This is a genomic window from Serratia sp. NFX21 (assembly GCF_048517035.1).
GTDB classification, from domain to species: Bacteria; Pseudomonadota; Gammaproteobacteria; order Enterobacterales; family Enterobacteriaceae; genus Serratia; species Serratia quinivorans.
The window spans coordinates 333,287-346,452 of record NZ_CP183196.1 but is presented as its reverse complement, the minus strand read 5'-3'; the positions used below and the strand labels follow the sequence as shown (position 1 = coordinate 346,452).

Annotated in this window: 12 protein-coding genes; 3 read left to right on the top strand and 9 right to left on the bottom strand. The window is 52.3% G+C overall.

What is annotated here, in order from left to right:
• Positions 1 to 3 precede the first annotated feature (3 nt).
• Both ACNT1W_RS01645 and waaA read right to left on the bottom strand, forming a co-directional pair.
• Positions 4 to 777, bottom strand: coding sequence for a glycosyltransferase family 2 protein (locus tag ACNT1W_RS01645; RefSeq protein WP_261100521.1), 774 nt, complete (start codon positions 775 to 777; stop codon positions 4 to 6).
• Positions 778 to 2,055, bottom strand: coding sequence for a lipid IV(A) 3-deoxy-D-manno-octulosonic acid transferase (waaA, locus tag ACNT1W_RS01640; protein WP_012147509.1), 1,278 nt, complete (start codon positions 2,053 to 2,055; stop codon positions 778 to 780).
• 125 nt (positions 2,056 to 2,180) lie between these two features.
• Here waaA and ACNT1W_RS01635 point away from each other — a divergent pair, with 125 nt between their 5' ends.
• Positions 2,181 to 3,194 carry a glycosyltransferase family 9 protein gene (locus ACNT1W_RS01635; protein WP_012147508.1) on the top strand — a complete coding sequence of 338 codons (1,014 nt, stop codon included), beginning with the start codon at positions 2,181 to 2,183 and terminating at the stop codon, positions 3,192 to 3,194.
• A 31-nt stretch (positions 3,195 to 3,225) separates the two neighbouring features.
• On the opposite strand, the gene ACNT1W_RS01630 is transcribed toward ACNT1W_RS01635, so the two are convergent.
• Genes ACNT1W_RS01630 through rfaQ form a run of 3 tightly spaced genes read right to left on the bottom strand, consistent with a single transcriptional unit; the run spans position 3,226 to position 6,532 of the window.
• Complete coding sequence (locus ACNT1W_RS01630; protein WP_419246326.1) at positions 3,226 to 4,323, bottom strand: glycosyltransferase; 1,098 nt, start codon at positions 4,321 to 4,323, stop codon at positions 3,226 to 3,228.
• A gap of 2 nt (positions 4,324 to 4,325) precedes the next feature.
• On the bottom strand, positions 4,326 to 5,453 hold the full coding sequence (locus ACNT1W_RS01625) for a glycosyltransferase family 4 protein (protein ID WP_261414131.1): 1,128 nt from the start codon (positions 5,451 to 5,453) through the stop codon (positions 4,326 to 4,328).
• Positions 5,450 to 6,532 (bottom strand): putative lipopolysaccharide heptosyltransferase III, encoded by a 1,083-nt coding sequence (gene rfaQ, locus ACNT1W_RS01620; RefSeq protein WP_115183524.1) that lies wholly within the window; start codon positions 6,530 to 6,532, stop codon positions 5,450 to 5,452. Before rfaQ ends, ACNT1W_RS01625 begins: the two co-directional genes overlap by 4 nt.
• Before the next feature lie 212 nt (positions 6,533 to 6,744).
• Here rfaQ and ACNT1W_RS01615 point away from each other — a divergent pair, with 212 nt between their 5' ends.
• Together ACNT1W_RS01615 and ACNT1W_RS01610 are read left to right on the top strand one after the other, a co-directional pair.
• Positions 6,745 to 7,701 (top strand): polysaccharide deacetylase family protein, encoded by a 957-nt coding sequence (locus tag ACNT1W_RS01615; protein WP_012147504.1) that lies wholly within the window; start codon positions 6,745 to 6,747, stop codon positions 7,699 to 7,701.
• Between the two features lies 1 nt (position 7,702).
• Positions 7,703 to 8,806, top strand: coding sequence for a glycosyltransferase family 9 protein (locus tag ACNT1W_RS01610; RefSeq protein WP_419246325.1), 1,104 nt, complete (start codon positions 7,703 to 7,705; stop codon positions 8,804 to 8,806).
• Here ACNT1W_RS01610 and ACNT1W_RS01605 read toward each other — a convergent pair.
• The 4 genes from ACNT1W_RS01605 to rfaC are packed head-to-tail and all read right to left on the bottom strand — an operon-like array spanning position 8,803 to position 13,165.
• Entirely contained in the window at positions 8,803 to 9,783 is a 981-nt protein-coding gene (locus ACNT1W_RS01605; RefSeq protein ID WP_419246324.1) for a glycosyltransferase family 2 protein, read from the bottom strand. The two genes, ACNT1W_RS01610 and ACNT1W_RS01605, sit on opposite strands and share 4 nt — an antisense overlap.
• A 4-nt stretch (positions 9,784 to 9,787) precedes the next feature.
• Positions 9,788 to 11,017: an O-antigen ligase family protein gene (locus ACNT1W_RS01600; protein WP_419246323.1), complete on the bottom strand. Its 1,230-nt coding sequence runs from the start codon at positions 11,015 to 11,017 to the stop codon at positions 9,788 to 9,790.
• Between the two features lie 22 nt (positions 11,018 to 11,039).
• Positions 11,040 to 12,203, bottom strand: coding sequence for a glycosyltransferase (locus ACNT1W_RS01595; protein WP_419246322.1), 1,164 nt, complete (start codon positions 12,201 to 12,203; stop codon positions 11,040 to 11,042).
• The gene (gene rfaC / locus ACNT1W_RS01590; RefSeq protein ID WP_419246321.1) at positions 12,200 to 13,165 is read right to left on the bottom strand and encodes a lipopolysaccharide heptosyltransferase RfaC; all 966 of its coding nucleotides are present in this window, start codon (positions 13,163 to 13,165) and stop codon (positions 12,200 to 12,202) included. The genes ACNT1W_RS01595 and rfaC overlap by 4 nt, the downstream gene beginning before the upstream one ends.
• Position 13,166 lies beyond the last annotated feature (1 nt).

The window sequence follows — 13,166 nt, the reverse complement described above, 5'->3', positions numbered from 1 at the left end:
GATTCACTTCTCTGAATAGTTGCGGCCCAATGCCCAGAGTGCGGCATATTTATTGAAAGTATATTGCGCGTTGACCACGGCTAACAGCAACCCCTGTTTACCGTCCAGAAAGCCGGCACGCAGCAGCCAGGTTTTGCAGAAGGCACCCACAGTGTGGGTCAGTATCGAGAGATAGCCGCAGCGCTTGCCGGCCTGGTGGCGTTGATTGGCCCATTCTTCGGCATAACGCAGCTGTTTGCGTTGGAAGGCAAAAAAGTCGCGACAGGTCAGATGCAGTAGATCGCCGTTAAGCGGCACCACTTTCGCCCCGTTGGTATTGAGCGACTCATGCACCAGATTGTCGTTATAGCGATAGCGCTGGTTGGCGTACAACCGGTTGACGCGATCCGGGTACCAGCCGCTGTGACGCATAAAACGCCCGAGGAACAGGTTGCGGCGTGCGCAGCTGTAGACTTGATTATCGTCCGGCGCAGTCAACGTTTGTTCAATTGACTGGCGCAGTTCCGGGGTAACGCGTTCGTCGGCGTCGATCATCAGAATATAGTCGTGGCTGGCGTAACTCTGAGCCAGTTGGCGCTGCTTACCAAATCCCTGCCAGTCGACGTGGGTGAATACTTTGGCGCCCAAACTTTCGGCCACGGCGACGCTGTCATCCTGACTGCCTGAGTCGAGCATGACGATTTCGTCTGCCCAGGCTACGGATTGCAGACAATCCGGCAGCAGCCCGGCTTCGTTCTTGGCGATAATCACCACCGACAGACTTTTGCGCGCGCTCACTTAATGACTCCGGGGCGGCAGATGCGGTTCTAACAATTGCAGCAGGCGCTGCAGCGCTCCCTGGTTTTGATACAGCACTTCTACCGCGTGGCGGCCGTAATAGCGGCGATAGTCTTCGTCGGTGAGCAGCGTAGCCACTTCCTTGACCAGCGAATCTTCATCGGTCACGGTGATCAGACCTTCGGCCTGTGACAGCTTGGCGCAGATATCCTTGAAGTTGAAAATATGTGGCCCCATCAGTACCGGGATGGCGTGCGCAGCAGCTTCCAGCGGGTTATGTCCACCGCGCTCCACCAGGCTGCCGCCAACGAAGGCCAGGTCGGCAATGCCGTACAGCAGCATCAGTTCGCCCATGGTATCGCCGATCACCACCTGGGTACCGCCGGAAGGGATTTCACCACTGCTGCGCAGGGTGTAGCTGAAGCCGGCTTTTTGCACCAGCTCTTTGGCCGTAGCGAAGCGTTCCGGGTGACGTGGCACCAGGATCAGCAGCAGGTCAGGGTGTTTTTCCAGTAGCTTACGGTGCGCGGCCAGCAGAATGCTTTCTTCACCTTCGTGGGTGCTGGTGGCGATCCACACCGGGCGACGCGGCGCCCATTGGCGGCGTAACGTGATTGCACGCGCAGCCAGCTCAGGCGTAACGGAAATATCGAATTTCAGGCTGCCGGTTACGGTCAGTTGTGAGCGTTTCAGGCCGAGTTCGACAAAACGTTCGCCATCTTCCTGATTTTGCGCGGCGATCAACGTAATGCGGCGCAGCATATCGCGGACAAAACCGCCGATTTTTTTATAGCCTGCGGCAGAGCGGGCGGAAAGTCGGGCGTTGGCAATGACCAGAGGGATCTGACGCTGATGCAGGGCGTTAATCAGATTGGGCCACAGCTCGGTTTCCATGATGATGACCAGCTTGGGGTTCACCTGATCCAGAAAACGATGCATCGAGCCTGGCAGGTCGTAAGGGAGATAAACATGATGAACGTCTTTACCGAAGGCGGACTGCACGCGTTCTGAACCAGTCGGCGTCATGGTGGTCACAGTAATCGGTAAATAGGGGTAGCGGTGGCGCAGTGCGCGGACCAACGGGATGGCCGCCAGCGTTTCACCCACGGAGACGGAGTGCAGCATGATGCCACCCGGTACGACTTTTCCGGCGCAGAAGCCATAGCGTTCTGCCCAGCGTTTACGGTAGGCTGGAGCTTTGCGGCTGCGCAACAGTAAGCGGAGCCAGATCAGGGGTTGGATGAGGTAGAGTAGTACCTGATATAAACGCAGCAACATTCTATCAATTTCATTTATATGGGTTATTCAGAATAGTACCATAACTGGAAGGGAAAGGCGCTAATTTGGTAACCTTGGGTGTCAGTTTCAGACAACAGGCGAGAGATTTCGCTGATAGGCTTGGAATGAAGAATATTTTAATTATTCGCCGTGACAATATTGGCGATCTTGTTTGTACCACTCCGCTGATCGAAGGGGTGAAAATTGCCTATCCGGATGCCAAACTTTATCTGTTAATCAATAAAGTCAGTCAGGATGTTGTTAAAAATAACCCGCACCTTGAAAAGGTCTTCGTCTATAAAAAGGCAAAGCACAAGGCGAAAAATGAAACCACATTGGGGGTTTATTTCGAACGCCTGATGATTTTTCTTAAACTGCGTAAAATAAAATTTGATGCGGCGATCCTGGCCAACCCGGTTCCCTGCAAGTACAGCCTGCGATTGGCAAAAATGGCGGGGATCGGCAATATTATTGGTGCAGATTTGGGTACGCCTGAGATTCATCATCCTTTTCGTAAGGAGAATTTCAGCGGCAAGCATCAGGTAGAGCACACCTACAGCTACCTTTCGGCGATTACCGACCAGCGTATTCCCATCCCCCCGGTGCGGGTGTACCTGACGGCTGAAGAGCGCCAGCAGGCGGCGCAGCGTTTGCAACAATGCCTGCCGCCGGTCGAGCGAGTTTTCGCGGTTCATATCAGTAGCCGCAGCCCTAAACGGCGTTGGCCGATCGAGCGCTATGCCGAAATTATCAACCGCTTACTCGCCGAACAGAATACGGCGATACTGATTTTCTGGTCGCCACAAGGCACGCTAACGCCGGATGATGTCGGCGATCAGAAACGCGCAGAGCAGTTGTTGGCGTTATGTCAGAGTGAGCGCGTGGCGCTGTACCCAACGGCGTCGGTGCGTGAACTGCTGGCTGGTTTTGATTTATGCGACAGAGTGCTGTGCAGCGATGGCGGGCAGATGCATCTGGCGGCGGCGTTGAATAAAGATATGGTGGTGTTCTTTGGCGATACGGATAAAGAATCCTGGCATCCATGGTCTGGACGCTATCAGATTCTGCAAACCGAATCGGGCGACTGTATTGATGTTCCTGTGGAAGACGTCTGGCAAAAAATACAGGCGCTAAATTAATTAACTATAAGGCAGGGATCCCCTGCCTTATTTATTTCTTGAGTGCCAGGTATTGCTGACAAATAGGCTCTAGTCCATAGCTCAACAGTTGTTGGTAATTAATCTCTGGTGGGTTGGCATAAATGTCTGCCATTTTCTCCGCCAGTGATTTTTCATTAAGTTCCGCCAGTGCGTTATCCATTCCCGCTTTTTCCAGAATTTCCGCAGGCCCGCCGGGGCAACGGGTGCTGACCACCGGAGTACCACAGAGTAGCGCTTCCACCAGCACGTTACCAAAGCCTTCGCTGTCGGAGCTTAGTACCAGCAGTGATGCATGCCGAATAAACGGATAAGGATTGGCCTGAAAGCCGAGGAACAGTACTCGGTCTGCGATACCCAACTGGTTTGCCAGTTGTTTCACTTCCCCTACGCTGGCTTCGCTGCCGGTGCCGATCAACGCCAGCGGGGCTTGTATGCCCGATTGGGCATAGGCCTTCAACAGCCGATCGTGCCGTTTGTGCGGATGAAAGCGCCCGACATGCACCAGATAATCTTTGCCTGCCAGCTCACAGGGTTCCGCCGCCTGCTGCTCGATGGCGGCAATATCAAACGGATTATTGATCACCGCCAATCGGTTTGGGCGGATCGGCAAGTTCTGCTGCAAATCGTCCCCCACGGCTTGCGAGACGGCAACGATATTCCTGCCCTGGTAAACCTGGGTGATTTTCCGTTGTTTCAGCCAACGATCCAGCCCCTTGCGATGGCCCAGATAAGAGGTCGACAGGATACCGTGAATGCAGAACCACAGGCGGTCTGACGAGAGCAACTTGCTGCGGCTGACGATGCGATCGGTTTTATGCAGGTTGGAGAACACCAAATCATAGGCACCCTGTTGGCGCTCATTGTCGGCGATCGCCCGATCCAGTGCGGCGGCGCGGCGTGACAGTTCTGTCAGTTTGCGCCATGGTGAGCGGCTATGGTCCGCGACCACCTGATAGTGAATGCCGGCGGGAATTGGATAGTTACAGACGTCGCGCAATGAAATCAGGCTGACGTCATGACCCATTTGCTGCATTCCCTGGCACAGGGTCAGCACCACTTTTTCGGCGCCTCCGCCTGGCAGGCCGTCGATAATCATCAGAATACGCATAGTTAATCCAGCAGCCGGTTATAAAGGGAGATCAGCTGTTCCGACAAGCGTGCCGGGGTAGCCGACATAATACGCGCTCTTGCTGCCTCACCCATGGCGGAGCCCAGGGCCTGGCGTGGTAGCGCTACGATCGCCGCGACCAGCGCGGGGACATCAAGGGCATCGGTAACAAAGCCATTTTGCCCCTGGGTGATAAACTCCGAGCCGCCGCAGGTGGTGCTGGTAATGACCGGCAAACCGCAGGACATGGCTTCCAGAATCACGTTGGGGAACGGATCGTACAACGTGGGCAGCAACAGCGCATCGGCGGCCTGATAGAACGGCAGCGTTTGTTTCTGCACCCCCATAAATCGCACCCGATCGCTGCAGCCCAGTGATTGCGCCAGCGCCTGATAACGTTTTTCCGCCTTATCCTTACCTACCACCAGCAGATAGCTGTCGGTCGCTGCGACGGCACGGATGGCAGCGGCCAGCCCTTTGCGTTCAAAACCGGAACCGACAAAAACCAGGCAGTGAGCCTGCTGCGGGATCTGATACTGCAGACGCAACTGCTGGCGCAGTTCGGCATCGGCGGGCGGAAATTTTTGATTATCAATGGCATTGTAGATCACCGTGATTTTATCGGCGGGGACTCCGAAGTCATCGATGATTTCCTGCTTAATCATTTCGGCATTGCAGATAACGGCCTTCAGCTCCGGCGCAGCGTACATTGCCCGTTCTGCGCACATCACGTAACGGTGATAGCGATTGGAGAACAGCCATTTACGACGCCACTCCGGCAACAAACGAGCCCGCTGCAGTAACCAGCGGCGATGCACGCCATCACCGGCGCGGTAAATATCGCAGCCTGGGATGCGTTCATGGCTTTGCACCAGATCGAAGTTTTCTTTCTGCCACAGTGCTCTGGCCGCTTCGGCAAAGCCACGTTCACGGCTGATGCGGCCGAATTTTAGCGGGTTACACAGGTGGATATGCCAGTTTGGATTGGCGTCACCCTGCCATTCGCGGGTGATAACGTTCAGGTCGAGGTCCTGTTGTTCCAACGCCTCAAGGGCGCGGGAAACGAAACGCTCAGCGCCACCGTCCGGGCGGTATTTTTGGCGAACGATCGCCAAACGAAATGCTTTCATGCAAGCTGGCTCCGCGCGGCTGCAATCACCGCGTCTGTAGGAATAAGGTCCAGATAACGTTCATCGGTGCCGGTATCGATGGCGTCCGGATCGGGTAAGTCGCCGTAGTCTCCGGCCCATATCACGTTGCCAATGACCTGCCAGGGGCGCCAGAACACCAGTTTGGAAGGGCCAAACAGTGCTATGCAGGGGGTCTGCAGCGCCGCGGCCATGTGCATAGGCACCGAATCTACGCCGATAAACAGTTTAGCGTGGTCGATCAGGGCGGCCAGTTGCCTCAGCGTCAGCTGACCCGCTAGCGAAATTACGCCCTGTGGCGGGCAGAGTGCCAAGATGCGCTCCACCATTTCACGTTCTTTTGCGTCCGGCCCGGAGGTGACCACCAATTGGTGACCATCGGCCTGTAACGCGCTGATAGTAGCCGCCATTTTTTCTTCGCTCCAGCATTTGAAGAACCAGCGGGAAGTGGGCTGCACCACAATAAAATCACCGCTAATGCCCTGTTGCTGCAACAACTGTTCGCAGGTCTGCCAGTCCTGCGGCGGGTAGCCCATGGTCACCTGTTGGCTAATATTTGGCAGGTTGAGTGGTTCTAACAGTGACAGGTTCTGTTCAACCGTATGCAACCGGGCGTGATCGCTCACCGGTACCAAATGGGTATGACAATGGCGCCATAAGAAGCCCTGACGTTTGGGAAAATCGAAACCCAGACGAATACGCGCGCCGGTCAGCCTGGAGAGCAGGGCGCTGCGCCACTGATCGGCCAGATTGACCACCAGATCGTAACTTTGGGCCTTGAGCTGCCGAATCAGGTTAAGTTCATGGCGCAGATGCGCTTTAGTGCCCTGTTTTTTCCATTGACGATCGATAGCGAAGACGTTTGTCAGAGCCGGGTGGCTGGCCAGCATCTCCTGGGTTTCTTTATACAGCAGTACGTCGATCTGCGCCTGCGGGTAATTTTGCCGCAGGGTATTGATGACCGGTGTGATCAGCAACATGTCGCCGTGGTGGCGAAGTTTAACGATCAGAATACGCTGTATCGAGGTATCAGGAGCAAGGGCTGGCGCGTCGTTCATCATGAGTCGCTTTCAGGGAAACCAATCTTTGATTCTAAATGACCCGATCGCATGTGGCTACTGTTGCTCGGTTTTCTTGCCGCGAAGCGAAAAAATAGCGTAGAGGAGAGACAAAAGGCCTTCAACGTTGTCCAAACCAGGCAGCGAAGTCGTTTGCCCTGGCGAAACGCCCTGCGTAACATAATGTATATCTATGGATATCAGGCTTTCTATTTATGACCAAACCGGCATTTCTCATCACCATTGATACCGAAGGCGACAATCTGTGGCAAAACCACGATCGTATTTCGACCGAAAACACGCGCTTTTTGCCGCGCTTTCAGGCGCTGTGTGAGAAATATGGCTTTAAGCCGGTGTACCTCACCAACTACGAAATGGCGGTGGATGCGGAGTATGTCGAGTTCGCCCGTGATGTGATTGCGCGTAATACCGGGGAAGTTGGCATGCATCTGCATGCCTGGAACAGTCCGCCGCTGACGCCATTAACCGACGACGACTGGCGACATAAACCCTATCTGATCGAATACCCGGCCGATCAAATCCGTGCCAAGGTCGATCATATGACCAAACTGCTGGAAGACAGCTTCCAGACCAAGATGCTCAGCCACCGTGCCGGGCGCTGGGCTTTTAATGAATACTATGCGGCTTTGCTGCTGGAATATGGCTATCAGGTGGATTGCTCGGTGACGCCGCGAGTTAACTGGCAATATTCACCGGGTAATCCACAAGGTAACGGCGGTACCGACTATCGTAACTTCCCATCGCAGGCCTATTTTATAGATCCGGAAAATATCGCCAGGGCGGGTTCCTCACCGCTGCTGGAAGTGCCGATGAGCATTCAGTATAAGCATTCGGCACTGATGAATACGTTAAAGCAGGGTTACGATAGCCTGCGTGGCAAACAGCGTTCACCGTCGGTCCACTGGCTGCGGCCCAGTGGCGGTAATCTGGAAAAAATGAAGTCGGTGGCTGAGCAATGTCTGGCGCAGGGGCATGACTACGTTGAGTTTATGCTGCACTCGTCCGAGTTTATGCCCGGCGGCAGCCCGACCTTTAAAACGCAGCAGGATATTGAAGTGTTATATCGTGATTTGGAGCAGCTTTTTGCCTGGCTGCAGCAACGCACGGTGGGTATGACGTTGGCCGAATATTATCAACTTAAAGTGAACTGACATGTCGAAAAAATGGAAAATTAAGGTCGCGGATTGGTTTTTGCGACGCTATACAGCAAAGACCGACCGCTTCCAGGATAAAGCGACTTTCGACAGTCAGCTGCAGTTTGACAATATCGTCATCTATTCGACCACTGCGTTGGGTGACTTTATGTTTAACACACCTGCGTTGCGTGCGATGCGGGAACGCTACCCTGATGCATATATTACGTTGGTGGTGCATAAAAAGAACCAGGAACTGGTAGAGAACGGCCGCTATTATGATCGGGTGGTGTACTGGGATAGCAAAATCAAAACCATGCGCCCATTGCTAAAATCATTGCGTGAGCATCGACCTGACCTGGCGTTGATCCTGCACTCACATCTGCCGTATGACATTATTAGCGCCGTTTTATCCGGGGCTAAATATATTATCAGGGATAACTACAGCTCAGGTATTTGCGGGCTTGAACCCTGGCTGACCAACTATATCTTCCATTACTACGGCCACTTTATTCGTCGCAAGCTGGAGCTGATTTCAATTCTGGGCTGCCGTAGCGATGATCCCACTATGGAAATTCCAGCGCCCTACCAGCCAGGTGTCAAAAGCAGTGAGCACTGTACGATTGGATTCCAGCTTGGGGCCTCTACCGAATCACGTTGCTGGCCGGTTTCGCATTTTGTCCGGCTGGCCGATGAACTGGTGGCCAGGCAGGCCAACGTGCGTATTGTACTGATTGGCGGGCCTTTTGATGAAGGGAAAGCGCAGCAATTCCTGAGCCAGATCAGTCCTGAAACCCGGACATGCGTCGACAATCAGATTGGTAAAACGGGGTTGCAGGGGCTGCTGACGCTGATCGACAGCTTCCACGTGTTGATCACCGGCGATACCGGACCGTTGCACCTGGCGGTGGCGCTGAAGGTAAAAACCATCAGCCTGTTTGTCACCGCCGATTCACGCTCTACCGGGCCGATTCAGGATCTGGAACTGCATCGGATCATTCAGGTTTCCCGCACCGGCTATACCATGCCGCTGGAGGTGGAAAGCCCGATGGGGGTGATCCAGCCACAGCGCATTTACGCCGAAGTGGTGGATCATCTGTCGTTGGATAAAGCGCAGCTTTAGCCGCGCTTTATCCATTGCCAGCGGATTTTTGACACGCAGGTATCGATCCAGGCGTACCGCATTTGCCGGATTTTCTTATGCGGTACGCCGCTGTTGCGGCATACGTCAGCCAGGCGCTTGAAGGTACGCAGCGCTTCCGGCTCATAGTGATAGTAACCGTGCAGCGCTTTCGACATTCCTCTGATTTCTGAGAAACAGTTCCCGAGCATCAGAGCCGCCAGCTGGCGCAGTGGCTCGTCACCTCGGTGCTGTTCGACAAAACTCAGCATTTTCTTGAGTGCAAATAACATATCTTCAATATCCGTAGGCCGGATATTGCGGGTAATACCTTGGCTGTTATCTCGGTAAAAGTAGAGCGCGTGGTCGAGATGGGTTATTTTCCGCGTTTTGAAATACTGAAAAGGCGTGAAAATGACATCTTCATAGCGCCGACCGTTTTCAAGATTCTCGCCCTGAAGCAAATTGCGGCGGTACACCCTGGTCACCATATGCCACAGTGATTTTTCAAATACGGGAAGTAAGGCATAAATTCCATTTGATTCAATGTCATAGTCCGTTTGACGGACAACATCAAAGGGCTCATCCTCTGGGGCTGACGTATCAAATTTATGATAATCGAAATCAACCAGATCGTACTTGCCAGACTGTAAAAGTGGGCGCAGCGTTTGAATATATTGACGGCTAACGACATCATCGCTGTCGAGAAAAGTGACGTACTGACCCCGAGCATTTCGTAACCCGGTGTTTTTTGCATGTGCGACGCCTTGATTCTCTTGAGAGATGAATTTGAAATGCTCATGATCCTTAATGTAATTCAGAACTTTCTCTTCTGAACCATCAGTAGAACCGTCATTTATAATGATAACCTCAATATCACGGTCCAACTGAGGATGTAATGACTGCAGGCAGGCAATAATGAAATCATCACTGTTGTACAGAGTGATGATGATACTAAGCAAATAAGATGATGATGTCATAAGCTTATACCTGTGTTATCGTTTTCTTTACAATGAGTGTGCTGAGTATTATAGCAAGGCAGAAAACAATAGTTACCTCACTGCTGAAGAATACGACGTCGCTGCAGCCATAGGCAAAAAGAGCGATAGTGACCGATAACAGCATAGGGTTACGATAGGGTTTGAATGAGAAATAAAACAAACCAATATAGAGGGCCAGTAAAAACACCACGCCCCAAATGCCTTTTATTGAAAACGTTTCAATAAATTCGTTATGCATATGGACGGTCAAATAAGGCAAGACGCCAGATAAAAGAGGTCTCTGGGCGACCAGTTCGGTGATCTCATGGGCACGTTGCTCTGCAGATTGCCCTAACGGCGCGGACAGACCAGCTTGCATTCCTACTTTTTGCATTGAAAGTCTTGATGTTATGGAGTTCTCTCTTTGCGTTTGGGCTGCAAGTTGCAAATCTGTTTGGAAAGCCTGTACTCGCCTTTCTATCTCTCCTTTAAAAATGAAACCGCATAGAACAAAAATTGCTACCAAGCTTAATGAAAGCTTGGCTTTATTTTTGGCAATAATTGAATCTCTGCTTGTCAATATTGAGATGCCCAAGGCAATAGGGTAAATGATTATCGCCGAACGGGTTCCGGTCAGAATTATAGAGGAGAAAGTTAACAAGAATGCGGCAGAGTAGAGATATAGGCGATAGCGGTTTTTAAGCGTAAGTATAGAATACATTACTACCAGATTTACTGCGGTAATGATATAGGCCGCCGCAGTGGAACGGTCAAAGTCGAGTTCTACACGCTCTATGCTAGTCCATGCCCCTTGATAAATGGCATATGCATTCACTGCTATTCCACAGAGTATGACAATGCTTATCAGGTGTTTTTTAAAGTATAATCGTTCATTTACAGCTATTAAAAGTATAAATGCTGTGGCGATCTGTAATTTCCCGGATGAGGTATATGAACGGTATATATTTATGTAGTCCCCAGGTTGTTTAAAATATGAAACCCAGAGTACACTTGCCATGCCAATGGTGAAGAATAGTATCGGAAGAATTAAATTTTTATAGTTTTGTGTGTAAAATTTAAAGTTAAAAATAAGTGCGATAAAAGAGATGTAGCTGGATATGTAAAACATATCCCTTCCAGTATGCGAGTTAAAAGGTGTGGTACAGAATGCGATAGCACAACCTAAATAAATTAAATAACTAAATAGGGGGTGCGGCGTTTTTTCTTTTAGCATGGGGTTTCAGCTCACATTACGTTTAAGCAATAAATGATTGCAGTGTGTTGTCAAATTCGGCTTTGAACCGAGAATAGTCGAAGTGTTCGGCGGGATAACGTTGTGCGTTTTCGCTCATTTTTTTATAGGTTTCTGTGACTAACAATTTCTCTACGGCGTCTGCGCAGTCAATATGAGACAGCAACTTTGGCATCACCAATCTATCGGTGAGCGGATCGTACACATCATGCGGGAAGTCTACGTTGATACCTGACAATGTGTAGTGTTCTTCAATACTGACGACGGGCGGCAGCCCAATACCGCAGTGCCCATCTTTAATCACCTCAGGTTGGCCATCGACCTGCGGGAAAATCACCGGGACGCCGAAATATAACGATTCCATGCAGGATAAACCAAAGGGCTCGGTGATCGGTGTACTCATATAGATATGCGTGCGGTTGAAGAAGTCGGCGACGTTATCCTGAAAGCCGCTGAAAGTGACCCGGTCGCCCAGCTCAAGTTTTTGCGCCAAGGCTTCAAATTCTTCCCTGTCGGGTCCCTTGCCTGCAATTTCCAGAGTAACATCGTGCCCACGACGCAGCAGTTCTTGCATCATCAGCAACGACACGCTGATGCCTTTCAGGCTGACCAGACGCGAGGCGGTGCCGATCCTGATCGGTTTACTGAGCGGTTTCAGGTTATCGCTGATACCGGAGGGCGTTTTCAGCCGATTGATCACCACGTGATTCGGGCAGGGCAAATTAAAGCGCAGTTCCATCACCCGTTTTGAGGCAAATGAGGCCGAGATCACCCCATCCAGCATGGCGAGAAAACGTAAGGTCTTTTGATTCTTTGGGTAGCGCCATGAACAGCCGTGATCGTAGTAAACCAGCTTGCCGCGTTTCGGTTTGGCGGCCAGACCGGGCACCAGGTCCCAAACGATCACCACGTCGGCGTTGGCCCGCTCGATTTTTCTTTTCAGCAGGTATTTGCGCAAAAATTGCGGGCAGCGTAGTGGCAGTGAGTTGATCAATCGATTGGCAAAGGTAACTTTCTGGCCAGGCATTTGCCGGCGAATCTCTTCGCCGATTTCACTGCTGATACAAATCACCTCGTTGCTGCCGTCGCTGGTGTCGTTGATGTACTGCAGGAACAGGCGTTCAACGCCCCCCATTTTCCCCAAATTGATAACATGCAGCTTTTTCATCCAATAACCTTTTGCAACTCTGCCCAGACTGCGTCGGCGGTGAGGGTCGCCATGCTTTTTTCTGGGGAAATCAATGAGTGTTGATTCTGACCGTAACCGCCGATCAATCCTGGATCGGTGGGGCCGAACAGCGTGATGTTCGGCCTGTCTAGCGCGGCGGTCAGGTGGCTGAGGCCGGTATCAACCGAGACCACGCATTTCGCACCGGCCAGCACTTCGGCCACCTGCTGCAGGCTGAGCTTGGGTAAAACCTCGACGTGCGGAAAACCTTCTGCCATACGCAGTGCGCGTTGACGCTCGTGCTCTGCGCCCCACGGAAGTTTGATCTTCAAACCGGTTGGCTCAGTTAACGCAATCAGCGCACGCCAGTGTGTTTCCGGCCAGTGTTTCTCATCGCGAGTGGTAGCATGTAAAAACACCAGATACTGGCCGGCATCGGCCGGCAGATGGCTGAGAAAACGGGCCGCAATGGCGTAATCACCGACGCTGTCGGGTTTTTCGTAGCCCAGGCTTTTGGCAAACAGCTCGCGCGTACGCTCAACGGCATGTTGCTGTTTGTCGATATCGTAGCGGTGGTTGTAGAACCAGCTGGCGAAGGGCTCACGGGCGCTTTTGCTGTCCTGACCGTGTTTGCTGCCTTTGGCGATGCGGGTGATCAGTGCGGCGCTTTTGATTAGCCCCTGGGCGTCGATCACCGCGTCGTAATTTCGTTCCTGCACCACACGTTTAAAGTCGCAGCGTTGCTGGCGAGTTTCGCTGCCAAACCAGTTTTTTCGCCAGCGGCGGATTGCCACCGGGATCACGCGGTCTACCGCCGGATGCCAGGTGGGAATTTGGCTGAAACCTTCCTCTACCACCCAGTCAAAGCGAATGCCGGGGATCGCCCGCATCGCGTCGGTTAACGCCGGCAGCGTATGGAGCACATCTCCCATGGAGGAAGTTTTTACAATCAACACCTGCATG